23 protein-coding genes are annotated in these 26,154 nt (G+C 60.5%); 12 read left to right on the top strand and 11 right to left on the bottom strand.

Annotated features, from left to right (window positions below):
- Positions 1 to 16: 16 nt before the first annotated feature.
- The 8 genes from N434_RS04770 (at position 17) to N434_RS04805 (ending at position 8,113) form a co-directional block, all read left to right on the top strand.
- Entirely contained in the window at positions 17 to 673 is a 657-nt protein-coding gene (locus tag N434_RS04770) for a GntR family transcriptional regulator (protein WP_110756346.1), read from the top strand.
- Positions 674 to 778: 105 nt separating this feature from the next.
- Positions 779 to 2,110, top strand: coding sequence for an ABC transporter substrate-binding protein (locus tag N434_RS04775; protein WP_110756348.1), 1,332 nt, complete (start codon positions 779 to 781; stop codon positions 2,108 to 2,110).
- Positions 2,110 to 3,048 carry a carbohydrate ABC transporter permease gene (locus N434_RS04780; RefSeq protein WP_065114124.1) on the top strand — a complete coding sequence of 313 codons (939 nt, stop codon included), beginning with the start codon at positions 2,110 to 2,112 and terminating at the stop codon, positions 3,046 to 3,048. Before N434_RS04775 ends, N434_RS04780 begins: the two co-directional genes overlap by 1 nt.
- A 14-nt stretch (positions 3,049 to 3,062) precedes the next feature.
- Positions 3,063 to 3,884: a carbohydrate ABC transporter permease gene (locus N434_RS04785; RefSeq protein ID WP_031233854.1), complete on the top strand. Its 822-nt coding sequence runs from the start codon at positions 3,063 to 3,065 to the stop codon at positions 3,882 to 3,884.
- Between the two features lie 100 nt (positions 3,885 to 3,984).
- Positions 3,985 to 5,043, top strand: a complete 1,059-nt coding sequence (locus tag N434_RS04790) for an ABC transporter ATP-binding protein (protein WP_110756351.1) — start codon at positions 3,985 to 3,987, stop codon at positions 5,041 to 5,043.
- 20 nt (positions 5,044 to 5,063) lie between these two features.
- Positions 5,064 to 6,023 carry a sugar kinase gene (locus N434_RS04795; protein WP_110756353.1) on the top strand — a complete coding sequence of 320 codons (960 nt, stop codon included), beginning with the start codon at positions 5,064 to 5,066 and terminating at the stop codon, positions 6,021 to 6,023.
- Positions 6,024 to 6,167: 144 nt separating this feature from the next.
- Entirely contained in the window at positions 6,168 to 7,226 is a 1,059-nt protein-coding gene (locus N434_RS04800; protein WP_110756494.1) for a P1 family peptidase, read from the top strand.
- A gap of 20 nt (positions 7,227 to 7,246) precedes the next feature.
- On the top strand, positions 7,247 to 8,113 hold the full coding sequence (locus tag N434_RS04805; RefSeq protein ID WP_065114128.1) for a D-amino-acid transaminase: 867 nt from the start codon (positions 7,247 to 7,249) through the stop codon (positions 8,111 to 8,113).
- Between the two features lie 65 nt (positions 8,114 to 8,178).
- Here N434_RS04805 and N434_RS04810 read toward each other — a convergent pair whose 3' ends face one another.
- From N434_RS04810 to N434_RS04840, 7 genes are all read right to left on the bottom strand, one after another.
- The gene (locus tag N434_RS04810) at positions 8,179 to 9,075 is read right to left on the bottom strand and encodes a LysR substrate-binding domain-containing protein (RefSeq protein WP_065114129.1); all 897 of its coding nucleotides are present in this window, start codon (positions 9,073 to 9,075) and stop codon (positions 8,179 to 8,181) included.
- 87 nt (positions 9,076 to 9,162) lie between these two features.
- Positions 9,163 to 10,674: a serine hydrolase domain-containing protein gene (locus N434_RS04815; RefSeq protein WP_110756354.1), complete on the bottom strand. Its 1,512-nt coding sequence runs from the start codon at positions 10,672 to 10,674 to the stop codon at positions 9,163 to 9,165.
- Positions 10,675 to 10,790: 116 nt separating this feature from the next.
- Positions 10,791 to 11,531, bottom strand: a complete 741-nt coding sequence (locus N434_RS04820) for an ABC transporter ATP-binding protein (protein ID WP_065114131.1) — start codon at positions 11,529 to 11,531, stop codon at positions 10,791 to 10,793.
- Entirely contained in the window at positions 11,528 to 12,358 is an 831-nt protein-coding gene (locus N434_RS04825) for an ABC transporter ATP-binding protein (RefSeq protein WP_004433197.1), read from the bottom strand. Before N434_RS04825 ends, N434_RS04820 begins: the two co-directional genes overlap by 4 nt.
- A gap of 3 nt (positions 12,359 to 12,361) precedes the next feature.
- The gene (gene nikC, locus N434_RS04830) at positions 12,362 to 13,264 is read right to left on the bottom strand and encodes a nickel transporter permease (protein WP_110756355.1); all 903 of its coding nucleotides are present in this window, start codon (positions 13,262 to 13,264) and stop codon (positions 12,362 to 12,364) included.
- On the bottom strand, positions 13,261 to 14,274 hold the full coding sequence (locus N434_RS04835) for an ABC transporter permease (RefSeq protein WP_065114132.1): 1,014 nt from the start codon (positions 14,272 to 14,274) through the stop codon (positions 13,261 to 13,263). Before N434_RS04835 ends, nikC begins: the two co-directional genes overlap by 4 nt.
- A 2-nt stretch (positions 14,275 to 14,276) precedes the next feature.
- A complete protein-coding gene (locus N434_RS04840) occupies positions 14,277 to 15,872 on the bottom strand; it encodes an ABC transporter substrate-binding protein (RefSeq protein WP_110756357.1) in 1,596 nt (531 codons plus the stop codon).
- Positions 15,873 to 16,107: 235 nt separating this feature from the next.
- Between N434_RS04840 and N434_RS04845 the strand changes: the two genes are divergently transcribed.
- Complete coding sequence (locus tag N434_RS04845; protein WP_110756496.1) at positions 16,108 to 17,148, top strand: dipeptidase; 1,041 nt, start codon at positions 16,108 to 16,110, stop codon at positions 17,146 to 17,148.
- Positions 17,149 to 17,206: 58 nt separating this feature from the next.
- Here the strand turns inward: N434_RS04845 and N434_RS04850 are convergent, their stop codons facing one another.
- On the bottom strand, positions 17,207 to 17,500 hold the full coding sequence (locus tag N434_RS04850) for a hypothetical protein (RefSeq protein WP_065114134.1): 294 nt from the start codon (positions 17,498 to 17,500) through the stop codon (positions 17,207 to 17,209).
- A gap of 278 nt (positions 17,501 to 17,778) precedes the next feature.
- Between N434_RS04850 and mprF the strand changes: the two genes are divergently transcribed.
- From mprF to telA, 3 genes are all read left to right on the top strand, one after another.
- A complete protein-coding gene (gene mprF, locus N434_RS04855; protein WP_110756358.1) occupies positions 17,779 to 20,379 on the top strand; it encodes a bifunctional lysylphosphatidylglycerol flippase/synthetase MprF in 2,601 nt (866 codons plus the stop codon).
- Positions 20,376 to 21,746: a virulence factor gene (locus N434_RS04860; RefSeq protein WP_110756360.1), complete on the top strand. Its 1,371-nt coding sequence runs from the start codon at positions 20,376 to 20,378 to the stop codon at positions 21,744 to 21,746. Before mprF ends, N434_RS04860 begins: the two co-directional genes overlap by 4 nt.
- A gap of 294 nt (positions 21,747 to 22,040) precedes the next feature.
- The gene (gene telA, locus N434_RS04865) at positions 22,041 to 23,369 is read left to right on the top strand and encodes a telomere resolvase TelA (RefSeq protein WP_065114137.1); all 1,329 of its coding nucleotides are present in this window, start codon (positions 22,041 to 22,043) and stop codon (positions 23,367 to 23,369) included.
- A gap of 46 nt (positions 23,370 to 23,415) precedes the next feature.
- On the opposite strand, the gene N434_RS04870 is transcribed toward telA, so the two are convergent.
- The 3 genes from N434_RS04870 to graB all read right to left on the bottom strand — a co-directional run bounded on the left by N434_RS04870 (position 23,416) and on the right by graB (position 26,144).
- A complete protein-coding gene (locus N434_RS04870) occupies positions 23,416 to 24,702 on the bottom strand; it encodes an MFS transporter (RefSeq protein WP_181423875.1) in 1,287 nt (428 codons plus the stop codon).
- A gap of 219 nt (positions 24,703 to 24,921) precedes the next feature.
- Complete coding sequence (locus N434_RS04875) at positions 24,922 to 25,239, bottom strand: YciI family protein (RefSeq protein WP_286172111.1); 318 nt, start codon at positions 25,237 to 25,239, stop codon at positions 24,922 to 24,924.
- 14 nt (positions 25,240 to 25,253) lie between these two features.
- Positions 25,254 to 26,144 carry a hydroxyquinol 1,2-dioxygenase gene (gene graB / locus N434_RS04880; RefSeq protein WP_110756366.1) on the bottom strand — a complete coding sequence of 297 codons (891 nt, stop codon included), beginning with the start codon at positions 26,142 to 26,144 and terminating at the stop codon, positions 25,254 to 25,256.
- Positions 26,145 to 26,154 lie beyond the last annotated feature (10 nt).

The raw sequence follows: 26,154 nt of genomic DNA on the forward strand, positions 1-26,154 counted from the left end.
CCTTGAAAGGTTGAGCATGGACGATACCGGCGAACAGACATTGCGGGAACGGGCGTATGAGAGCTTTACGCATCACCTTCTCTCGCGTGATGTTCGCCCGGGGCAATTCATCTCGCAACGCCGCCTCGTGGAATTGACGGGTCTGCCGCTGGGGGCGATCCGGGAGGCCATTCCGCGGCTGGAGGCGGAAGGGCTGATCAAGACCGTGCCGCAGCGGGGCTTGCAGGTCGCCCATATCGACATCAACCTTATCCGTGAAGCATTCCAGTTCCGCATCTTCCTTGAAAAGGAGGCCGTGGCGCTGTTCACCCGCTCGGCTTCAGATGAGGCCATCGCCAAGCTTTTGAAACAGCATCGCGATATTGCCGAAGCAGCTGAAAATAGCGGAGAATCGCCGGAGCTCGATCAGCATGCCCAGCAGGTGGACTGGGGCATGCACGATGCCTTCATCGATAGTCTCGGCAATTCGATCATATCAAATGCCTACCGCGTCAATTCCATCAAGATGCGCCTCATCAACCAGGAGCGCTTTCGCATCGCCGGCCATGTGAAGTCGGTGATGAAGGAACATCTCGCCATTCTCGAGGCCATCGAGAAACGATCCGTTGAAGACGCCGTGGAACGGCTGACCGCCCATATCCGCAACGCAAGGGACAGGGCGCTGGCGGTATAGGGCAATTCCGGAGAAGCCATGGGACGGCTTCAATTCGGGATTGCAGGAAAATAAGCAACAAGCCGGGGTGAGGAGAATTTCCGGCTAATCTGGAGGAGAACTGACATGACGCATTCATTGCTCAACCCCACGCGTCGCGCCTTTCTGGCAGGCACGGCCGCGATTGGCGGCAGCGCGATGTTCGGCATTCGCCCGGCATCGGCGGCGGTGAACTGGAAAAAACACGCCGGCACCACGCTTGAGGTCAACCTCGTCAAAAGCCCGCGCAGCGAAACGCTGATCAAATATCTCGGCGAATTCGAAGAACTGACCGGCATCAAGGTCAATGCCGAGGCAACGCCTGAACAACAGCAACGCCAGAAGGTGGTGATCGAGCTTTCCTCCGGCAAGCCGAGCTTCGACGTCGTGCATCTGAGCTATCACGTCCAGAAGCGCCAGTTCGAAAAGGGCAAGTGGCTGGCCGATATCAGCGGCTTCCTGAAGGATCCGTCGCTCACCGATCCGTCGCTGGTCGAAAAGGATTTCGCTGAAGCCGGCATGTTGTTTGCCAAGGATAGCGACGGCGTGCTGCGCTCGCTGCCCTTCTCGGTGGATTACTGGATCGTTTACTGGAACAAGGAACTCTTCGAAGCCAAGGGCCTGAAATACCCTGAAACCTTCGAGGAACTGGTAACGGCGGCGGAAAAGATCACCGATCCCGCCACAAACACCTATGGTTTCGTCGCCCGTGGCCTGAAGAACGCCAATACTCCAGTCTGGACCTCGCTGATGCTGGGTTATGGCGCAAAGCCGATCGGTGCGGATGGAAAGATCGACACCGAATCCAAGGAAGCGGTGGAAGCGGCAGCGCTTTACCAACGCCTGATGACCAAGGCAGCACCTCCCGGCGTCTCCGGCTTCAACTGGGCGGAAGCGCAATCGGCCTTCCTGCAGGGCAAGATCGGCATGTGGTTCGATGGCGTCGGTTTTGCGCCGCCGATCGAGAACCCGGAAAAATCCCGCGTCGTCGGCAAGGTCGGTTACGGCGTCATGCCGAAAGGCCCGGCAGTTCAGGCCGCCGGCACGTTCGGCGATGGTCTCGGCGTCGTCGAAGCCAGCAGCAAGAAGGAAGCCGCTTATCTCTTCTGCCAATGGGCGATCTCGCATGAAATGGGCGCGCGTCTGTTGCAGGCCGGTGCCGGCGTTCCATTCCGGCAGTCCATCCTCGAAGACCAGAAGGTCCGCGAAGGCGTGAAGATGCCGGCCGCCTGGCTGGATGCCGTTGTCGGTTCCGGCAAGGTCTCGCAGCTTGCGCTTCCCGTCATCATTCCGGTGACGGAATTCCGCGACATCTACGGCGTCGGCCTCACCAACATGATCGGCGGCGCGGACCCGGCAGCCGAGCTGAAAAAGGCGACGGAGCAATTCGCACCCGTTCTGGCACGTAGCGAGGGATAATGGCCTCCGTGAGCATCGAAAACACCAAGACAGGCGTCAGTCGTAGAGAAGGGAGCAGGCCGGCAAGGCTTGCTCCCAACTACTGGCCCTTCGTCATACCGGCACTTATCGTCATTCTGGCTGTCATCGTTTTTCCATGGGTCTTTACCCTGTGGATGAGCGTGCACCGCTGGACGCTCGGACAGGAGCAGAGCTTTATCGGTTTCGAGAACTATATCCGGCTCGCCGGCGATATCAGGTTCTGGGAATCGCTCTGGCACACGCTCATCTATACCGTGCTGTCGGTGGTCGCCCCGCTGTTCCTCGGAACATTGGCGGCACTGGTTTTCGATGCGCAGTTTCCGCTGCGCGGTTTTCTGCGCGGCGTTTTCGTCATGCCGATGATGGCGACCCCGGTCGCCATCGCGCTCGTCTGGACCATGATGTTCCACCCGCAGCTCGGCGTCCTGAACTATCTGCTGTCGCTCATCGGCATCGGACCGCTGGAATGGATCTACAACCAGTCGACCGTCATTCCCTCGCTGGTGCTGGTGGAAACCTGGCAGTGGACGCCTCTGGTCATGCTGATCGTGCTCGGCGGGCTGGCTGCAGTGCCGCGCGAACCCTATGAAAGTGCTGAAATTGACGGCGCCAACGCCTGGCAGAAATTCCGTTACCTGACCATGCCGATGATTGCGCCGTTTCTGATGATCGCCGTCATCATCCGCTCCATCGATGCCGTCAAAAGCTTCGACATCATCTATGCGATGACGCAAGGCGGGCCTGGCACGGCGTCTGAAACCATCAACATCTATCTCTATAATACGGCGTTTTCCTATTACGACATCGGTTACGGCTCGGCCATGGCCGTTGTCTTTTTCATCATCATCGTGGCGCTGTCCTTCGTGCTTTTGATGGTGCGCCAGCGCTCGCAGTGGAACGAGATGGAGGATCGCTGATGTCTGGAAAAATCCTGAAACGCAAGACACTCGATCGCATCGGCCTTTTCTTCGTGGCGCTGGTGATGATCTCACCGGTCATCCTGTTCTTCATCTGGATGATCTCGCTCTCGCTGAAATATGAGATCGACAACGGCGCCTATCCGCCGATCCTCATTCCCGAACGTTTCGCTTGGTCGAACTATGTGAAGGTGTTCGAGGAGAATAATTTCTTCCTCTATTTCTGGAACTCGGTGCTCGTCACCGGTGCGGCCACCATTCTGGCGCTCGTCATCGGCGTACCCGCCGGTTACGGCATCGCCCGGCTGAAGGCGGAAAAATCCGCCGTCGTCATCATGATCGCCCGCATGACGCCCGGCCTCTCATTCCTCATTCCGCTGTTCCTGCTGTTCCAATGGCTGAACCTCTTGGGCACACTCTGGCCGCAGATCATCATCCATCTTGTCGTGACGGTTCCGATCGTCGTCTGGATCATGATCGGTTATTTCGAGACCACACCGAAGGAACTGGAAGAGGCGGCAAGCATCGATGGCGCATCCTCCTGGCAGGTGTTCCGGCTGGTGGCGCTGCCGATTGCCAAGCCCGGCATCGTCGTCTCCTTCATCCTCGCGGTCATCTTCTCGTGGAACAACTTCGTCTTCGGCATCGTGCTGGCCAGCCGTGAAACGCGCACCCTGCCGGTCGCGGTCTACAACATGCTGTCCTTCGAACAGGTCAGCTGGGGGCCGCTTGCTGCAGCCGCGCTCATCGTGACGCTGCCGGTGCTGCTGCTCACCATGTTCGCACAGAAACAGATCGTGGCGGGTCTCACCGCCGGCGCCGTCAAGGGCGGCTGAACCCACGAAGGGCATTCCATGCCCTTACTCTTTTAACGCAATTCCGGACGCAAAACCGCGACACACTTTTGCTGGAATTGCTCGTAACGGGAACCAAAACATGGCACCGGTCAATATTCAAAACGTCCAGAAGCGCTTCGGCTCGGTCAACGTCATCCACGGTATCGATATCGACATCAAGGACGGAGAGTTCGTCGTCCTCGTCGGCCCTTCCGGCTGCGGCAAGTCCACCCTGCTGCGGATGATAGCCGGACTGGAGGAACTGAGTGACGGCGAAATCCACATTGGCGCGCGCGAGGTGAGCCACCTGCCCGCCCGTGACCGCGATATCGCCATGGTCTTCCAGAACTACGCGCTTTATCCGCATATGACGGTCAAGGATAATATGGGCTTCGCGCTGAAGCTGAAGAAGGTCAGCGCCGAGGAAACCAGAGCCAAGGTCGACAGGGCCGCCGCCATTCTAGGGCTGGAAAAGCTGCTGGACCGTTATCCGCGCCAGCTTTCCGGCGGCCAGCGCCAGCGTGTCGCCATGGGCCGCGCGCTGGTGCGCGATCCGCAGGTTTTCCTGTTTGACGAGCCGCTTTCCAACCTCGATGCCAAGCTGCGCGTGCAGATGCGCGGCGAGATCAAGGCCATGCACCAGCGCATCGGCACGACCACCATCTATGTCACCCACGACCAGGTGGAAGCCATGACCATGGCCGACAAGATCGTGGTGCTGCATGATGGCGTCATCGAGCAGATCGGCGCGCCGCTCGAGCTTTACGACAATCCCGCCAATCTCTTCGTCGCCGGTTTCATCGGTTCGCCGGCCATGAATTTCATTCGTGGTCGGGTGGAGGAAGGCGTCTTCCGCACCGCAAAGGGCCTCAGCCTGCCGCTGCCCGCCAATGCCGATATCGGCAAACTGGGCGGCCGCGACCTCGTCTACGGCGTGCGGCCGGAACATATCCGCGCCGCCGAGACCGGCATCGAAGGCCGGGTAGAACTGGTCGAAGGCACCGGCTCGGAAATCTACGCCAAGCTGAACTGCAAGGGTGACGAGATCGCCTGCCTGTTCCGCGAGCGCCTCGATGTCCGCTTCGGCGATACGATCCACATTGCCATCGATCCGGCAACCGTGCATCTGTTCGACAAGGACAGCGGCAAGCGTATCTGAACACGGCAGGAGCGAAGAGAATGGTAAAGGAAGCGGGCGGCAAGCATGTGCTCTGCGTGGGCGCCGCCGTGCTCGACACCCTGTTCCGTGTGCATGACATGCCGAAGGGCGAAGGCAAGGTCCTGCCCTATGAGATGCTGCAGATTGCCGAAGGCATGGCGTCGAGCGCCGCCTATGCCGCCCATCGCATGGGCGGCCGCGCTAGCCTCTGGGGTGCGGTGGGCGACGACGAAACCGGCACCCGCATCCTGCGCGATCTCGCCGAAGGCGGCATCGATGTTGCCGGCATGACCATCGCCGCCGGCGCGCGCTCGGCCCTGTCGACGATCATCATCGATGACCGGGGAGAACGGCTGATCGTGCCTTTTTACGATCATCGTCTGCATGAGAAAAAACGCTCCTGCACGCCGGCAGATATTGCCCCGTTTGATGCCGTTCTGGTGGATGTGCGCTGGCCGGAACTGGCACTCGATGTGCTCACCGTGGCGCGCGCACTTGGCAAACCGGCCATTCTGGATGGCGATGTGGCGCCGGTGGAAACGCTGGAGAAGCTTGCGCCCGCCGCAACCCATATCGTCTTTTCCGAACCCGCCGCCGCCCGGCTGACCGGACTTGAAACGGTGAAGGACATGCTGCCGGTGCTGCATTCCCGCTACCCGCAGACCTTCGTCGCCGTCACCGCCGGTCCGCAAGGCTGCTGGTGGACGGACGCCGGTGATCCCACGGTGCATTTCCAGACGACCATGCAGGTCAAAGCGGTGGACACGCTGGCGGCGGGCGATATCTTCCACGGCACATTTGCGCTGGCGATGGCTGAAGGCATGCAAAGCCGCGCCGCCATCCGGCTCTCCTCTGTCGCCGCCGCGCTGAAATGCACCGTCTTCGGCGGTCGCATCGGCGCACCGACGCGCGAAGAGACGGAAGAGGCGATGCGGCAATGGCTGGAGCGTGAAGGCGAAGCCGCGCTGCGCGCCTCCTGAGCGCATCCATTGCCCGCATAAAACTATTCCATTTTTGCGATGCCGTTTCCCGGCGAAGTAGTCTAACGTCAAGTCAGAGCAAAGCTTTTCATGAAGCCGCGCCTGTTCCACCTTGAGCCTGCATTCCGCAAAAGTGATCGCCCGATGCATCAGACGACCCGCCCGAGACTGCGCGATATCGGTTTCCGGCCCGGCCATTTCGAAACCGGCCCGCTCAACGCCATCACCGATGTCGAAGGCGTGACCATCGGCCATTCGACCGTCATCGAAGGCGACACGATCCGCACCGGCGCAACCGCGATCCTGCCGCATGGCGGCAATCTGTTTCAGGACAAGGTGCCCGCCGCCTTCGCCGTCTATAACGGCTTCGGCAAATTTGCCGGCTCCACCCAGATCGAGGAACTCGGCGAACTCGAAACACCTGTTATCCTCACCAATACGCTGGCGACAGGCCGGGCCATCGAGGCGATTAACCACCATACACTGGCGCAGCCGGGCAATGAGAAAGTCGTCTCGATCAATGCCGTCGTCGGCGAAACCAACGATTCCCGCCTGAACGACATCCGCGCCGGCCGCCCGACGGTCGAGGAAATCTCGGCCGCACTGCAAACCGCGGCCACAGGCCCCGTGGCCGAGGGCGGCGTTGGTGCCGGAACCGGTACGGTCGCTTTCGGCATGAAAGGCGGCATCGGCACGGCATCCCGCATCGTCACTATCGCCGGAACGACCTATACGATCGGCATTCTTGTCCAGTCCAATTACGGCGGCCATCTGCTGGTCTGCGGCAAACCCTATGTCAGCCCTGCCCATAAGGATAAGGACGGCTCGATCGTCATCATTGTCGCCACCGACGCGCCGCTCTCCTCCCGCAACCTGAAGCGTCTGGCGGCCAGAAGCTTCGGCGGGCTGGCGCGCACGGGTGCAGCACTCAGCAATGGCTCCGGCGATTACGCTCTGGCCTTTTCCACCGATGAGCGGCTGCGCCGCACGCCCGCGCGCCGCAAGGCCGTCGCAGACTATCCAGAACTTTCCAACGATGCGATTTCGCCGCTCTTCGAAGCAGCGATTGAGGCGACGGAGGAGGCGATCCTCAATTCGCTCTGTACGGCAACAGCGACCACGGGCTTCAATGCCGGCACCGGCAAGGTGTCCACGCTCGAGGCCATTTCCATCGACGCCCTTAAAACCCTTCTTTCAGCCTGACTTTTCCAGACGGAGTTTTCATGACTAGCCCATCCGGTCGCATCGTTTACGTCAACGGCGAATTCCTGCCCGAAGCGGACGCCCGCCTCTCCATCTTCGACCGCGGTTTCCTGTTTGGCGACGGCATTTATGAAGTTACCTCCGTTCTGGAAGGCAAGCTGATCGACAGCGACCTGCACATGGCCCGGCTGGAGCGTAGCGCCCGCGAAATCGACGTGCCGCTGCCGGTCACCACGAAAGAGATCGTCGAGGCGGAACGCCGGCTGATTGCCGACAACAATCTCGTCGAAGGCATGATCTATCTGCAGCTGACGCGTGGCGCCGAAGACCGCAATTTCCTGTTCTCCGCCGATCTGAAGCCGACGCTGGTCATGTTCACCCAGGCCAAGAAGCTGATCGGCACCCCGGTCGAAGAAGCCGGCATCGCCGTCAAATCGGTTCCCGACCAGCGTTGGGAACGTCGCGATATAAAGACCGTCTGCCTTTTGCCGCAGGTCATGGCCAAACGCATCGCCAAGGCTGAAGGCTGCGACGAGGCGTGGATGATCGAGGATGGTTTCGTCACCGAAGGCGCGTCCTCGACCGCCTACATCGTCACCGCCGACAAGAAGATCATCACCCGCGGCAACAGCAACAAGACGCTGCCCGGCTGCACCCGTCTTGCCGCCCTGCAACTGGCCAAGGAAGCCGGCTTCACGCTGGAAGAACGCCCCTTCACGCTGGAAGAGGCGTTGAATGCCGACGAGGCCTGCCTGACCAGCGCCTCCAACTTCGTGGTTTCGGTCACGAAGATCGACGGCAAGCCGGTGGGTAACGGCAAGCCCGGCCCGATGGTGAGCCGCCTGCGCGCGCTCTATCTCGAAAACGCCCGCCGCACGGCCATCTGATCGAAAGCGTTTTGTTTGTCGCATTTCCGGATGGAAAACCGGGGGCCACTTTTCCCGGAAATGCTCTAACCTTCGAGAACCGCCCAGATGCGCTCAACCACGGGCCGGCGGTTCTCCTTGGAACGATAAAGCCTGATATCGACGGCAATATCGAAACTTGAATCGGCGGCGCGCACCAGAGCGCCGCTATCCAGTTCGTGCCGCATCAGGCTTTCCGGCACCCAGGCGACACCCCAGCCGGCCATCGCCATGGCTTTCAGCCCCACCGACATGCTGCCCTCATGCACCCGCTCGAATTGCGGCAGCCGCGCGCTCAGGAGATCGCGCAGCAGCGGCCCGAAAAACGAGGCCTTTTCATAATCCAGATAGGCAAAGGGTTTTCGCGCATTTTCCACCAGCGCATGCAGCGGTGAACCATCTTTCGCCGGCGCGGAAACCGGAATGATGTTTTCTGCACCCAGCACGCGGAATTCGAAGGTCTGCGCATCGAGCAGCATCGGCACTTCGGGATGGGCATAGGTCAGAAGGAAATCACTCTGCCCGTCCACCAGCGAATTGAGGTTTTCCTCCATGCTGCCGGAATCCGGCCGCAGAACTGAAAACAGCGGTCCGGCCGTCTCGTTCACCCGTTTCAGCCAGTCGGGAAAGAAGGTGAAGGACAGGGTATGCAGCGCCGTCAGCCGAACGGTTCTGGCATCGGCCCCTTCTTCCTGAAGAAGCGTGCGCCGTGCATGGTAAAGCTGCTTCAGCGTCTCCTGCGCCACCGGCACGAATTTCACCCCGGCCTCGGTGAGCCGCGACGGATAGGAAGCGCGGTCGACCAGCGTCGCCCCCACCCAGGCTTCCAGCTGCTTGATGCGCCGGCTGAAGGCGGATTGCGTCACATGCCGCTCATCCGCCGCCTTCGAGAAATTGAGCGTTCCGGCCAGCGCCAGGAAATCCTCAAGCCATTTGACTTCCAAGGGCCTGTTCTCCCACAAAGATGTTGTCCCGGCCTGCCGGGAACACGGGTCTTTATTAGGAGCATTCAGGCGTCTTTGAAATCCCCTTTACCGCGCGCGGGAATATTCGATCATCCGCGCCCGGCTGGACACCAGCTCGATCCGGTCGTCACCCAGCCGGTTGAGGCAGACGCGCTTCGTCCACGGCCCATCGATGAGCGTGAACAGAAAGCGGCCATTGCCGAGCGCTTTCAAGGGCATGCTCCGGCGCGTGGGGCCGATGCCCATCGTCAGAGAGGAACCGCTGATGATAAATTCCGCTCCCTCATCCGAGCGCCACAAGCCCGAAAGATCGTCCGGCACGACATGCTGGCCGACCGGCGGGAAGCGGCGAGCGGCGTGACCGGCCTCGCCGACAATGGCGGCACCATCCAGCCTGAGACGCATCGGAGAGGATGCGGAACGGGAGGAGACCCAGCCATCGGCATCTTCATAAAGCGTGTCGTCGCCATCGATGAAAGTGGATGTGCTGTCTTTGATCTCCAGCCACCACGGCCCGCTTTCGGTGACATAGAGGCCTTCCGGCAGGCTGGCGGCAGGCTTGGGCAAAGGCAGGCCGGTCAAAGCCGCCATGCCTTCCAGCGCGATCTTGAAACCATTGGTATCCTCACGGTTCGACACCACGACGAAGCCAGTGCCGTTTTCCGGATCAAGCAGAAAGTAGGTCTTGTAACCCGGATGCGAACCGCCGTGACCGACGAAACGCCTGTCTCCGAGATGCGACCAGCGCAGGCCGAGGCCATATTCGCTCATCCGTCCATCGGCGAGCGGCCGCTCAGCCGAAAGCGCATCCAGAACACCCGCGAAGCTTCCCTCGCCCCGCATCAGCCCCTGCAACCAACGGGTAAGTGCTTCGGCGCTGCCCGCAAGGCTACCCGAAGCGGAAATATGCAGGCCGGCGGCCGAAAGCTGCCAGTTGTTTTCAGCCTTCCAGTAGCCCGGCACCAGCCCGTCGACAGGATCGTTCCAGACATCCGGCGCCTTCAGAAACACGCCGAACGGGCCGGAAATCTGTGTCTGCACAAAATCATCGAAACGGAAACCGCGACGCTCCAACGCCGCCTCCACCAGCCGGTAACCGGTATTGGAGTAGGACACCTCACTACCGGCAGGGAAATTCAGCCGGTTGAGCCGCGACAGATAGTCGAGAAGCGGTCCGGCCTTCGTTTCGGTATAAACGGAAAGGCCAAGCAGCGAGAGGCATTCACGCGTATCCGGCAGGCCACCGCTCATATCCAGCGCCTGCCCCACCGTGACGTCGCGGAGCGGCGACTGCAACTCCGGCAGATGTTTACCGAGTGGATCGTCAAGGCCGATCAGATCGGAATGCGCAAGCACCATGGCACAGAAGGCATGTTTGGTGACCGAGGCATACCGCACCACGCTCTGCGGCGTAAAGGGCGCGAAGGTCGAGAGGCTCTCGACACCGCCGGCATGGGCAAAACGGATGCCATCGAGATCAAAACCGATGACCGCCCCGCCCGGCTCATTGTCCGCCCATTGCGAGACAAAGCTCTCAGAAAGGGTTGAAGCGGCGTTCCAGTCGAATTCTTTTGGCATGGCTCGGTCTCGTGTCTTGTCGTCTCTACAGAAAGCCTCGGCATCGCCGCTTGTTTCTTCTCCCCGAGGGGGAGAAGAAACTCGTGGCACCCGCTCGATTTATTGGCAACGTAGACTCAGGCCGGTTCTTCCAGCCGGATACTCAGGCTACGCAGCTCTTCCGTATGCGGATGTTTGGTCCGGCCATCTCGCAGATCGCCGGCACTCAGCTGCTCCACCATGTCCCCGTTCAGCATCACGCCAACCTGCGGGCACAGATGCGCAATGACCGCGAGATTGTGGCTGACGAGAATATAGGTGAGGTTGCGCGCCGCGCGCAGGTCCTGCAACAGGTTCAGGATTTCCGCCTGCACCGACACATCGAGTGCCGAAGTCGGTTCATCGAGCAGCAGCACCTGCGGATCGGCAATCAGCGCGCGGGCAATCGCTACGCGCTGGCGCTGGCCGCCGGAGAGCTGGTGCGGAAAACGGAAACGCACCGCCTGCGGCAGCGCCACATCGGACAGGGCCTGCTGGATGCGTTTTTCAATATTGTCCATGCCGTGCACCAGCGGCAATTCGCTGAGAATACGGTCGATGGTCTGGCGCGGATGCAGCGAGCCATAGGGGTCCTGAAACACCATCTGCACCTGCCGGAAGAATTCCGGCGTGCGCTTCAGCGGTGCATCCTTGCCGGCAAAGGCGATGCGCCCTTCCCAGCTTTCGTTGAGGCCGGCCATGGCGCGCAGGATGGTGGACTTGCCCGATCCGCTTTCGCCGACGATGCCAAAGCTGCCGCCCTTTTCCACCGAAAAGGACACGCCCTTCACCACTTCGCGGTCGCCGAACTTGATACGGAGATTATCGACGTCGATCATTGGCTGGACCACGCTGCATCACGGTTGAGAACGGGAAGACGCTCGCGCGGATGCGTCAGCGAGGGAATGCAGTTCAGAAGTCCCTTTGTATAGGGATGTTCGGCTTTCAGGAGTTCGGACGCCTTCAGCTCTTCCATCACCCGGCCGGAATACATGACGGCGACGCGGTCGCAGAAATGCGAAACCAGCGGCAGGTCGTGGCTGATGAGGATAAGGCCCATGCCGCGTTCCGACACCAGTTCCTCGATCAGCCGCAGGATTTCCGCCTGCACCGTGGCATCGAGCGCGCTGGTCGGCTCGTCGGCGATCAGCAATTCCGGATCGGGCGCCAGCATCATGGCGATCATCACGCGCTGGCCCATGCCGCCGGAAACCTCATGCGCATAGGACGAGGCAACCTGACGCGGATTGCGGATTTTCACCTGATCGAGCAGGCCGATGGCCGCTTCCATGGCGGCCCGCTTGCTGCCGCCCTTATGGGCGCGCCAGGCTTCCGCGATCTGTGCACCCATAGTCTTCACCGGGTTCAGCGAATATTTCGGGTCCTGCAGAATGAAACCCGCCCGCTTGCCGCGGATCTGGCGCATCTGCCTTTCGCTGGCGGACAGCACGTCGATGCCGTCGAAGGCGAGCTTGTCGGCGCGGATATCCGCATTGGAGGGCAGAAGCTTCATCAGCGCCCGCGCCGTCAGGCTCTTGCCCGAACCGGATTCGCCGACAATGCCGAGCTTTTCAGTACCGAGCTTCATGGACACGCCACGCACCGCCTCGAAACGGCTGGTGCGGGTCTGGAAAGCGATCTTCAGATTTTCGATTTCGACCAGCATGGCTCAATGTCCCTTCGGGTCGAGAACGTCACGCAAGCCATCGCCAAGGAAGTTGAAGGCGAGCGAAACGAGGAAGATGGCGATGCCGGGAATGGTGGCGACCCACCATTGTTCGAAGATGAAGCGCTTGGCCGTCGCAATCATCGCACCCCATTCCGGCGAAGGCGGCTGTGCGCCCATGCCGAGGAAGCCGAGGCTGGCGGCGGTGATGATGATCGAGCTCATGTCGAGCGTGATACGCACGATAAGGCTCGGCACGCAGAGCGGCGCAATGTGACGCGCAATGATGCGCCAGGCGGAAGCGCCGGTCAGGCGATAGGCCGCGACGAAGTCGCTGCCGCGCACCGTCATGGTTTCGGCGCGGGCAAGGCGCGCATAGGGCGGCCATGCGGTGAGCGCGATGGCGAGAATGGCGCTTTCAACGCCGGGCTTCAGCGCCGCGACGAAGGCTAGCGCGAGGATGAGGCGCGGAAAGGCCAGGAACACATCCGTCACCCGCATCAGCACCGTATCGACAATGCCGCCGAAATAACCGGCGATGCAGCCGATGGCGAGGCCGATGGGTGCCACGAGAACGACGACGGCAATGACCATGCCGAGCGTGACGCGGCCGCCATAGAGAATGCGCGAGAGAATGTCGCGGCCCAGCTCATCCGTGCCGAACCAGTGTTCGGCGCTAGGGAATGCCAGGCGGTTGCCGAGATTCTGCGTTGCCGGATCAAAGGGCGCGAGCAGCGGCGCCAGAAGCGACAGCGCGATGAAGAGGACGATGATGGTCAGACCGATCACCGCCAGCGGATTGGACTTGAGGTTGAGCCAGATGCGATACCGGTTTCCCCAGGCAGCCTGTGTGCGGGAATGCGGCGTCTCATCCAGCGCCCAGTTTCTGAAATTAGCTAACATCATCGAACGCGAGGATCCATAACTCTGTAAAGCACGTCTGCGAGCAGGTTGAGGGCGACATAGATGAAGCCGATCAACAGGGTTGCTCCGACGACCGGGTTCATGTCCGCGTTCATGAGCGAGACGGTGAGGTATTGACCAAGGCCCGGCCAGCTGAAGACGGTTTCCGTCACCACGGCACCTTCGAGAAGGCCGGCATAGGTGAGCGCCAGAACCGTGACGAGCTGCACGGCGACCGTCGGGAAGGCGTGGCCCCAGATCACGGTCATGGCCGAAAGCCCCTTGGCGCGGGCGGTGATGACATATTCACCCTTCAGCGCGTCGATCATGAAGGCGCGCGTCATGCGGGTGATATAGGCCATGCTGAAATAGGCGAGAATGCAGACGGGCTGCACCATATGGGCGATGGCGTCGTAAAAGGCGTCCCAGTCACCGGCAAGCAGCGTGTCGACCGTCATCAGGCCAGTGACCTGCGTGATCATGCCGTCATAGATGATGTCCTGCCGGCCCGGTCCCGGTGCGACGCCAAGCGTGGCGTAAAAGACGAGCAGCGAAATCAGCGCCAGCATGAAGACCGGCACGGAGTGACCGGCAAGGCAGACGACGCGGATCACCTGATCCGTCAGCTTGCCCTGCTTCACGGCGGCCCAGACGCCGAGCGGAATGCCAATCAGCGCGGCCAGAATGAGGGCTGCGGTAGCAAGTTCGAACGTGGCGGGAAAAACGCGCTTGATATCGATCCAGACCGGATTGCGGGTCAGGATCGAATTGCCGAAATCGCCATGCAGGACCTGCGTGACATAATGGAAGAACTGCACGACCAGCGGCTGGTCGAGGCCCATTTCGGCCCGCACCCGCACGATGACGTCTTCGGGCGCGTTATCGCCGACCGCCGCGATGACGGGATCGACGGGCATGACGCGCCCGATCATGAAGGTGATGACCATCAAACCGAACAGCGTCAGGAGGACGCTGCTCAGTATCGACGATATGCTTTTAACGCGCTTGTTCAATGTCACGCTTTCTTCGCATCGTGGTAGGAATTGCCCTCGGAGAGAACGCCGAGTTCGAAGCCTGAAACGCCCTTGCGGAAAGCTGCCGTCTTCGTGGTCTGGAACATGAACACGAACGGGCTGTTTTCCATGTGCTCGCGCTGCAGGGCTTCATAAAGCTCCACGCGCTTTGCCGGGTCCTTCTCGTCACGGGCGGCTTCCGCCTTGGCGGCGAAGTCGTCGTTCTTGAAGCGCGAACGCCACAGGAAGGGCTTCGACTTGGCGTCGTCGCCATTGTCCTTGTTGATGTTGAAGACATCGGCGTTGGAATGCGGATCGAAATAATCCGTGCCCCATGCGGACAGCGCCATCTGGTGTTCGCGGGCGCGCATCTTGGTCAGAACCTGACGGTTTTCAGCCGATTGCAGACGCACCTTGATGCCGATATCGGCAAGGTTGGCCTGAATGGCCTGCGCCAGATCCGGGTAAGGCTGGGCGGAATAGTGGTCCATGCTGATCTCGAAACCGTCGGCAAGGCCGGCTTCGGCCATCAGCGCCTTCGCCTTTTCGACATCGCGCTGGAACGGAATGTCGTTGACAGCGCCGGGGAAGCCCTTCGGCTCGAAGCTCTGGTGGATCTCGTGCGTCAGCGGCACGATGTTTTCCTGCATGCCCTTATAATCCAGCGCCCACTTGATCGCCTGCCAGACCTGCGGCTTGGCAAGGTTCTCATTGCCCTGGTTGAGCGAGATCAGCACCAGCGAGGCGATGGACTTGCGCTCCAGTTCGATATTGGCGTCGTCCTTGACGGTGCGCAGCTGCTCCGACGTCAGGTCGCGGGCAATGTCGATATCGCCCTTCTGCAGCATCAGCAGCTGGGAAGACGGATCGGTGACATGGCGCAGCACGATACGCTTGATATTGCCCTTGTAAGGACCGTTCGGGTTGACAGTGAGTGCGACGCTTTCGCTCGGCTTCCAGGCCTGCAGCATGAAATCGCCGGAACCGGCGCTGTTCTTCTGCAGCCAGCCATTGCCGAGGTCTTCACCCGACGCATTGGCAAGAACCGCCTTCTTTTCAACGATCGCACCAATATTGGCGGAGAGGCAATAAAGCAGGAAGGAGATGGCGGTCGGCTTTGCCGTCGTCAGCTTCACCGTCTTGTCGTCGGCGGCAACGATGGTCGTTTCGGCATTCTCAGGCGTGAAGCCGAACTGGCTGATGATGAAGGCCGGGCTCTTGTTCATCTTGATGGCGCGCTGCAGCGAGAACGCGACGTCTTCCGCGGTCACTTTCGCACCGCTCGCGAAGGTCGCTTCGTCACCGATGACGAAGGTGAAAACCTTGCTGTCCGCATCGGCTTCCCAGGATTTCGCGATAACCGGATCAACCTTGGTGGAATCTTCACGGTTGGCGCGCACCAGCTTCTGATACATGTTGGAGATGATTTCACCGCCGACGGCTTCGAAACCTTCATGCGGGTCAAGGCTCGTCATATTGTCCAGCTGCTGCGCGACGACAAGAATGTCCTTCGGTGTCGCGGCAAATGCCGGAATGCGCGCATAGGACAGGAACGGAACGGCAGCGCCGGCAATCAACAGGTTGCGTCTTGAAATCATCGAAAATCCCCTTTCGGACCTTATTTTTCGGAAAACGGTGGGTTTGCCCCAATCCAGTCATTTTTTTTATGTTTTCCCGCGATTACCACGAGCAAACGAGGCCCGACCAATTCCAAATTTGGCAGAGCCTATGCACGGATTGCATTTGCTCCCGCCTTGACCTTTCCTCTACCAATTCCCAAAAGTCTGAATAGGCGCGCATCCGCGCCCTCCCCCTATCCGAAGGTGAATGACCATGACCGATGAAAAAACCGTACCCGTCTTCGACGGCCACAACGACGTGCTTCTGCGGTTATGGCGGTCGGGCAATGCCTCTCCCGAGACCCTGCTCATCGAGGGTGACACGGTTGGCCACATCGACCTGCCACGCGCCAGGAAGGGTGGGCTGGCCGGCGGCCTCTGCGCCATCTACGTACCTTCGCCCAGCATGGACAAGGACGCCAACGGCGACTACCCGACACCCGATGAGGCAGATGCGCTGAAGGCAACGCTTGCCATGGCCGCTCTTTTGTTCCGTGCCGAGAAGCAGTCGAAGGGCGCGCTGAAGGTCTGCCGCACGGCCGCCGATATCCGCGACGCCATGGCATCGGGCGCTTTTGCCTCGGTCTTCCATATCGAGGGCGCGGAAGCGATCGGCGCTGATCTCGATGCGCTGCATGTGCTCTACGAGGCGGGCCTTCGCACGCTCGGACCGGTCTGGAGCCGCCCGAACATTTTCGCTTATGGCGTTCCCTTCCGTTTCCCCTCGACGCCGGATATCGGCCCCAGCCTCACCGATGCCGGCAAGCGGCTGATAAAGACCTGCAACGAACTGAAGATCATGGTCGACCTGTCGCACATGAATGAGCAGGGTTTCTGGGACATCGCCAGGATTTCAGACGCGCCGCTCGTCGCCTCGCATTCCAACGCCTATGCCGTGTGCAACCACAGCCGTAACCTGACGGACCGCCAGCTGGACGCCATCCGCGATACGGGCGGCCTTGCCGGCATCAATTTCGGCGTGCTTTTCCTGCGCCAGGACGGCGTGAAGAATCCGGATACCGACCTGAGCGAACTCGTCCGCCATGTGGATTACATCGTCAACCGCATCGGCATCGAGCATGTCGCGCTCGGTTCGGATTTCGACGGCACCACCATTCCCGCCGCCATGAAGGACGCAGCCGATTTGCAATTGCTGGTCGAAGCCCTGCGCAAGGGCGGTTATGACGACGAGGCGCTTGCCAGGATTTGCCACGGCAACTGGGTCCGCGTACTCGAAAAAACCTGGGGTGCATGAGGCATAAATTGCATTTCATCTCCGGCGCAGGGCGCCGGAGACACGAAGCGGCAGGCCTTCAAGCCTTTGCCGCTTTTTTCCTGCCGCTCGCCCGGAAGGCCAGAAGCCCGGCGACGACACCGATCATCGCCCATTTCATCGGCAGCACATCCGCCGTCTCGCTGCGGATCGGCAGCACGGTCACGGTGCCCGGACGGGATTCATACCCCATCTGCCCCTTTGCCTTGGCCTCCGCAATCTGCTGCGGCGAAACGACCCATTCGGCACCGCGCATCTTGTCCACCGCCATGTATCCGCCGCCCGCCACGAGGGCGACGACGAGCGAAAGCGCTATTCTTGTAGGCGTGTTCATCTGCATCTCCTTCAATCAAAAGGAGCGTGTAATGGCATCAAACGCCACCACCAGGCAACCGCAGCGGTCAATTTTGTCCCTTTGGGAACAATCCCCAAAATCATGCATTCTTTAGTTGCATTTCCGCCGTTAAACTGCGCGTAATTCCCGAATAACCGGAGGCAAAGTTCACATCGACACTTCATGCTTTTCTGCTAATCACATTTCCTCAACCGAAACGAATTAGCGACACATTCCTGTGGTTCGCCAAGCTTGGGAACGGGCGCTGGACAAAGCAAATGGCAGACAAGAGCGAAACCACACAAATCGATGTCACGGAATCCGCGGTTGAGAGCTTTTTTGCCAGAAACCGCCCCTATCTGACTGCGATCGCCATCACGCTCGTCTTCGTGATGATGACATTTGCCATCTATCACCTGACGTCCGAAGTCCGCTACGATGACGTCATCGACGCGCTGACGCAGACCTCGGCTTCCGCCGTCCTGCTTGCCATCCTCTTCACGGCGCTCAGCTTTCTGGCGCTGATATTCTATGACGCCAATGCCATCGAATATATTGGCCGCAAGCTGCCCTTTCCGCCCATGGCGGCAACCGCCTTTGCCGCCTATGCCATCGGCAATACCGCCGGTTTCGGCCCCTTGAGCGGCGGCGCGATCCGCTTTCGCGCCTATTCGCGGCTCGGGCTGTCGCCCGGCGAGATCGCTCGCGTCATCGCCTTCGTCACCCTGTCCTTCGGGCTTGGGCTGCTTTCGGTCAGCGCCATCTCCACCTTCATCGTCGCGCCGCGCATCACCGCCATCATCGGTGTCGACGCCCTGATCCTGCGCGCGGCGGCACTGGCCGTCATCGCGGTCCTCGTCGTGGCGGCCTATGTCGGGCGCAACGGCCACGCCATCCGGCTTGGCGCATGGCGGCTTCGCCTGCCGGACAGCCGGACATCGTCGCGGCAGTTCCTCGTTTCCGCCTTCGATATCGCCGCCTCCGCCTCCGTGCTTTATGTGCTGCTGCCCGAGACGCATCTCGGCTGGCCGACATTCTTCGCCATCTATGCCACCGCCGTCGGCCTTGGCGTTCTCAGCCATGTGCCGGCCGGTCTCGGTGTCTTTGAAACGGTGATGGTCGCGGGTCTCGGCAATGCGATCAGCGTCGACCAGCTGCTCGGAAGCCTCGTTCTCTACCGCGTGATCTACCACGTCCTGCCGCTGCTTGTTGCCATTCTGGTGATGCTCGTTTCCGAAATGAAGCAGTTCGCGGCAAAACCCGTGGTCTCCGATATCAGCCAGCTTGCCGTGCGGCTCGCACCGCCGCTGCTGTCAACCTTCGCGATGATCCTCGGCACCATGCTGATCTTTTCCAGCGTGACGCCCACCCCGGACGGCAATCTGGATTTCCTGTCGAATTTCGTGCCGCTGCCGATCATCGAAGCCGCGCATTTTCTCACCAGCATTCTCGGCCTGGTGCTGGTCGTCGCCTCGCGCGGTCTCGGGCAGCGGCTGGACGGCGCCTGGTGGATCGCCCTCGTCGCCGCCTCCGTGGCGCTGGTTCTCTCCATACTCAAGGCGATCGCGGTCTTCGAAGCCGCCATCCTCGGTGTCTTCATCGCCGCCCTCGCCGCCAATATGCGCAGCTTCAACCGCCATGCCTCGCTGGTGAAACAGGCGCTGGGACCGAGCTGGCTCGCCGCCATGGCCGTCATCATCGCCGGCGCGGCCACGATCCTGCTCTTCGTCTATCGCGATACGGATTACAGCCATACGCTGTGGTGGCAGTTCGAATTCTCCGAGGAAGCCCCGCGCGGCCTGCGCGCGCTTCTCGGTCTCGTGCTTGCGTCGTCCACCATCGCCATCTTCAGCCTGATGCGGCCGGTGGCCTACCGACCGGATGCCATCAAGGCCGATGACGTCGCCAGCGCAACCGGCATCGTCATGACACAGGATGCGGCCGACGCCAATCTGGTACGCATGGGCGACAAGCACGTGATGTTTTCCGAAAGCGGCAACGCCTTCATCATGTACGGCATTCAGGGCCGCTCCTGGATCGCCTTCGCCGATCCGGTCGGCGATGAGGACGATTTCCCCGATCTCGTCTGGCAATTCGTGGAAGCCGCCCGTTCGGCGGGCGCACGCGCCGCCTTCTACCAGATTTCGCCTTATCTTCTGTCCCATTGCGCCGATGCGGGCCTTCGCGCCTTCAAACTCGGTGAATTGGCGCTGGTGGATCTTACCGCCTTCGAACTGAAGGGCGGCAAGCTCGCAACCCTCCGCCAGTCGCTGAGCCGTGGCGCACGCGACGGGCTGACCTTTGAAGTGGTCGAAAAAGCGCATGTGGCGGATATTCTGGACGACCTGAAACAGGTCTCCGACGGTTGGCTCGCGCACCATAACACGCGGGAAAAACGCTTCTCGCTCGGCGCTTTCGAGCCGGACTACATCCTGTCGCAGCCCGTCGCCGTGCTGCGCAAGGATGGAAAGATCACCGCCTTCGCCAATCTGATGGTGACGGACACGAAAAAGGAAGCAACCGTCGATCTCATGCGCTTTTCTCCAGATGCGCCGCGCGGCGCGATGGATTTCCTCTTCGTCAGCATCATGCAATATTTGCGGGAGGCGGGCTATGAGAGCTTCAATCTCGGCATGGCGCCCATGTCCGGCATGTCGAGGCGCGACGCGGCCCCCGTCTGGGACCGCATCGGCAGCACGCTGTTCGAACACGGCGAACGTTTCTACAACTTCAAGGGACTTCGCGCTTTCAAGGCAAAGTTCCACCCGAAATGGGAACCGCGTTATCTCGCAGTTCAGAACGGCGCGGACGCCGCTCTGGCGCTGATGGATGCGACGGTTCTGATCAGTGGCGGTGTCAGAGGAGTGATCGGAAAATGAAAAAATCCACCATGCTGAGGGCAGCCCTTGCCGCCTCCGCCCTGTTCGCTTCCACCCCTGTTTTTGCGCAGGACAAGCCCGCCTATGAGACCGGCATGATCCCTGCCGAGCACATCATGGTGCCGGACGGCGATATTCTCGCCAGCGTCTTCCTGATTTCCGACGCCGACGGCTGGACAGCCGCCGACGAGACCCGCGCCAAGGCGCTGGTGGAAAAGGGCGCCGCCGTGGTCGGCATCGACTTCAAGGAATATCTGAAGGCGCTCGAGGCCGATGACGACGAGTGCATCTACATGATCTCGGATATCGAGTCGCTGTCGCAGCAGATCCAGCGCACCGCCGGTACCAGCAGCTATCGCCAGCCGATCCTTACCGGCATCGGCAAGGGCGGAACGCTGGCGCTGGCGATGATCGCGCAGAGCCCGGTCTCCACCGTGCGGGAAGCCATCGCCGTCGACCCCAAGGCAGGCCTGCCACTTGAGAAAATCCTCTGCACCCCCGCCACCAAGGACAAGGTGGACGGCGAAACGGTCTATGGCCTCACCGACGGCCCGCTGCCCGCGCCAGTCAGCGTGCTGTTCACGCCCGGCGCGGATCAGAAGGGTCGCGACCACGTCAGCGCGCTCGTCAAGCTGCATCCTGACATCGACGTGACGGACGTGGAGGACAAGGCGGACGAGGTTCTGACCCAGACCCTTTCCGACCAGATCGATGCCGCGGGTGACACCGACAGCCCGCTTGGCCTGCCGATCAAGGTTCTGGAAACGAGCCCTGTCATGGACACCATGGCGGTGATCTATTCCGGCGACGGCGGCTGGCGCGATCTTGACGAAGAAGTGGGCGGCGCGCTGCAGAAACAGGGCATTCCCGTAATCGGCGTCGATGCCCTGCGTTATTTCTGGAAGGAAAAGCAGCCGCAGGAAGTGGCGGGCGACCTTGCCCGCATCATCGACACCTATCGCAAGCAATGGAAGGTTCGAAACGTCGTATTGATCGGCTATTCCTTCGGTGCCGATATCATTCCTGCAACCTACAACCTCCTGCCCGACCGCGCGAAATCACATGTCGTGCAGCTTACCCTCATGGGATTGTCCACGGAGGTGGATTTCGAAATCTCCGTGCAGGGCTGGCTCGGCGTTGCCGGAGAAGGCAAGGGCGGCAAGACCGTGGATGATATCGCCAAGATCGATCCGAAACTGGTGCAATGCATCTACGGCACGGAAGAGGAAGATGAAGACCCCTGCCCCGGCCTGAAGGCGAAAGGCGTGGAAACGCTCGGTATCGAGGGCGGCCATCATTTCGATGAGGATTACGAGGCACTGGCCAACAAGATCGTGGCGGCACTGAAGACCCGGCTGCCGAAATAAGCCTCCCTGTCCCGACAGGCTTCGCAGACATTTCGAAGCCGCGTGAACAATCCCGCCGGGCCTCGTCCGCGTGAACCATGGAAGCCGGCAGTATTTGGCGGCTTCCAAGCGGGCGACGCGCCGGAAACCCTCTCTCACGGTTTCCCGCATCACCGCCGTGCTTGCGGAATCAATTAAACTATTATTCAAAAGAAACCGGCCGGCGGCGAATGATCATGGCATTTCCTCAACCGTGCTTCAGTTGATTGCCAACCATGGATTTTATATTTTCGGACCGGTTCAGGGAGCCGCCGCATGCCCGCCTTAAAGCGAAAGACAAAAACACCCGTCCTCGTGGAACGTATCGACCAGTTTGTCGCCCGCGTCAGGGAGGCGATGAAGAGCGACGATGCGGTGCGCAACAGAAAGATCCGCGACCTGTGGGACGCCGAGGTCCGCTACCATTTCGACAATGGCCGCACGGAAAAGACACTCGAACTCTATATCATGAAATACCGTTACGCTCTGAAGGCCGAATTCGGCGTCAAGAGCACCCCGCTCGCCATCTGCAACATGAAGAAACTGCGCGAGCGGCTGAAGACCTATATCGAGCGGGCCGACTATCCGAAAACCGGCGTCGCCACATCCATCGTCGAAAAAATCGAGCGGGCTGAATTCAACACCGCCGGCCGCAAGCCGACGGTTCTTCTGCGCATAGCGGATTTCATTGCGGCGATGAACGGCGTGGCCACGAAAGAGGAAATGCAGGCCCTGTGGAACGCCGAACTCGGCACCATGAAGGACAGGGCGCAGACGACGATCATCTCCTACATCACCAGATATCGCAATGCGATCCGCGAAGCCTTCGGCGACGACCACCCGATGCTGAAGATCGCGACGGGCGATGCGGCGATGTATGACGACGCCCGCCGGGTCAAGATGGAAAAGATCGCCAACAAGCACGGCGCCCTGATCACATTCGAGAATTACCGGCAGGTTCTGAAGATTTGCGCCGATTGCCTCCAGTCCGCCGATCCGCTGATGATCGGCATCGGCCTGATCGGCATGACGGGACGGCGCCCATACGAGGTTTTCACCCAGGCCGAGTTTTCACCCGCCCCCTATGGCAGGGGCGTTTCCAAATGGAGCATCCTGTTCAACGGCCAGGCCAAGACGAAGCAGGGCGAAGGAACGAAATTTGGCGTGACCTACGAAATTCCGGTCCTTGCCCGGTCCGAAGCCATCCTCTCCGCCTACAGGCGCCTGCGCGAAAGCGGGCAGGGAAAACTGTGGCACGGTATGTCGATCGACGATTTTTCGTCGGAAACCCGCCTGCTGCTCCGGGACACGGTTTTTAACCTGTTCGAGGATTTCTGGCCGAAGGAAGAGCTTCCCAAGCCCTATGGCCTGCGGCACCTTTATGCCGAGGTCGCCTATCACAATTTCGCGCCACCCCACGTCACCAAGAACAGCTACTTCGCCGCCATTCTGGGGCACAATAACAACGACCTCGAAACCTCGCTGTCCTACATGACCTACACGCTGCCCGAAGATCGCGACGATGCGCTGGCCCGCGCCAGACGCATCAACGAGCGGACATTGCAGCAAATGGCAACGGTCACGCCGGTTTCCCGCAAGGCGTGACGGGCGAGCCGCGGGTTTTCAGTCCCACGGCTCGCGACTTCATTCATCAAACCCGCTCGTCACCGGATGTGCGGTAAAGCAGGGTCAACACGGTCAGCAACAGACCCACCAGTGCGACCGAACCGAAAATGTAGAAATTCCACTCCGGGGCCAGCCCCCGCTGCAGGACGAGGCCGCCAATCATCGGGCCGGCAATACCGCCCAAACGACCGACCGCGAGCGAGAAACCGAGACCCGTACCGCGAATATGGACGGGATAGAGCCGGCCGACCAGAACATTGGCAAGGATCTGGGTTCCGATGGTTCCGGCACCGGCAAGCCCGACAAAAGCATAGAGCAACGGTCCCTTATTCACCGTCAGAGCCCAGATAGAGGCCGCACCGATGGCGAACAGAACCGCAACGACCACCTTGACGTTGCCCCTGTCGGCAAAACGTCCGCCCACGAGGATGCCGATTGCCGCGCCGACATTGAGCATGACGGAAAAGCTGAGCGCCGAACTGATATCGTAACCCATCTTGTTCATGATGGTGGGCAGCCAGTTGACCATGCCGAAGGTGAGAAGCAGCGAGCAGAAGTGAATGCCCCAGGCATTCAGCGTCGAAATCAGCCGGCCTTCCGAAAACAGCGCGCCGACGCCACCCTTCTGGATTTTCGCATGCGGCACGATGCGTTGCAGGCCGTAGCTGTCGCAGATGCCGTCTGCCTCCGCCTGCCGGCCCTTGCTTGCCAGCCATTCCGGCGATTCCGGCAGAAACCGCATGAAGATCGGCAAAAGCACGAGCGGCAGTCCGCCGATCAGCATCAGCGGCCGCCAGCCATAGGTCTCCAGCAGAAGGATACCCATGACGCCGGAGATGATGCCGCCGATCAGATAACCGAGGAAGGACAGGGAATTGGCCTGCGCCCTGCGCTTGGGCGGTGAAAATTCCAGCACCAGCGCCGTTACCGTCGGCAACAGCGCGCCGAGCCCGAGACCGGCGAAGAAGCGGGTGGTTTCAAAGGCAAGAAAATTCGGTGTCATGGCAGAGGCGATCATCATCGCCGAAAATCCGGCAAGGCTGATGAGGACAACCTTGCGGCGGCCGATACGATCAGCCATCGTGCCGGCGAAAAGCGCGCCGAGCAGCATGCCCACCAGCGTCAGCGCGGCGGCCCGCCCAACCATGGCGGGATTGAGCGCCCACGCCCCCTCTTTCAGCAATGCCGGCGCAACCGCGCCATAAACGACCAGATCGTAACCGTCGAACATGATCATAAGACCGCATGTCGCGATGACGCCAGCCGGGTTCTTCGTCCGCGCCGAAGCGGCGCTCATATAATTCGTGGACATGTTCCTCCCTTTCACGCGTGAACGCGCCATCCGGTATGGATTGACGTCTCCCGTTCATGCGATAGCTCCGCGAGTGCCCGGCTTGCTCCACCCTGCTATGTGTCTTACTCCTGTCAAGACACATGCCGCCGATATCACCCGTCTTCGATTAAATATTGCAAATGCAATTTTTGCAAATGCAATATTGACGATTGCCAGATGCGAGACCTGGCCGAAATCTCAGTCAGGTTTCAGCCCGGAAATCCTCGACAATGTCGGTGTCCAGCGCAGGATACGAACCTGCCTGTAGACACCGTGAATGACAAAAGGATCGGCATCGCTGAAAGCGGTCATATCCTCGATGCAACGGGCCTCGGCGATGATGAGCGCGGCGGTGGTCTTACCGCTTTCCACCCGCATGGGACCGGAGGCCAGAATCCTGAAACCCTCGGGCGCGGCCTTTTCATCGCGCAAATGGGCCTTGTGAGCCTCCATCTGCGCCGTGCGTTGCTCGATAGCGGCCGGATCGCTTTCAGCAAAACGCACATAAAGTTCCATCTGGCCACCGCTGCTCATCGCGCCAGCACGAAGTCGTGGTTCACCGACCAGAACCAGCCGCCGAGGAAACCCAGATCATGCGCCTTTTGCGCATCCTCCACCCGCTGGAAATCGGCCAGCAGACTCTCCTTCACACCAAAGACCGCATCCGAACGGATGTAGGGATCGTCGGGATCGAAAATATGCGTGACGAGCGTGCCATAACCTTCTGCCGAGACGATGTAGTGCAGATGCGCCGGCCGGTAAGGATGGCGCCCCATGGCCCGCAGCAATTGCCCGACCGGGCCGTCATCCGGGATCGGATAATATTTCGGTTTCGCCGCCCGGAACCAGTAACGCCCATCCTCGCCGGTGATGAAAACGCCGCGCAGGTTGAAATCGGGCTGGATGCCCTTCTGCTGCACGTCGTAGAAACCCTCGTCATTGGCCTGCCAGACATCGATGCGCGCGCCGGCAACCGGTGCACCGTCGGTATCGAGAATGCGGCCGGTCACGACCATATCCTCACCCTTGCCATCGAGGCAGATATTGGCGCCCATCGGCATTTCCGGCGCATCGGCCACATGGAAAGGCCCGAGAACGGTGGATTCCGACGCGCCGCTCGGCTTGCGGTGGTTGATGGCATCGACCAGCATAGAAACGCCGAGAATATCGGAAAACAGGATCCACTCCTGCCGCCATTCATTGCAGATCTGGCCAACCTCGGTGAGAAAATGGATGGCCTTCATCCATTCCTCCTCGGTCGGTTCGATTTCCTTCACCGCCTCGTGCAGCTTGCGGGTAACGACCGCCATGATCTCCTTCAGGCGCGGATCGTCACAGTCGCGCATACGGGCAATCACCGTCTCCGCCGAACGCTCCTCAACGAAATAGCCATCATCACTGGTCATCTTCGTATCCGTCATGTCTTCCTCC

Origin of the sequence: Rhizobium sp. UGM030330-04, from assembly GCF_003208455.1 — a bacterium.
Taxonomy (GTDB): domain Bacteria; phylum Pseudomonadota; class Alphaproteobacteria; order Rhizobiales; family Rhizobiaceae; genus Agrobacterium; species Agrobacterium rhizogenes_A.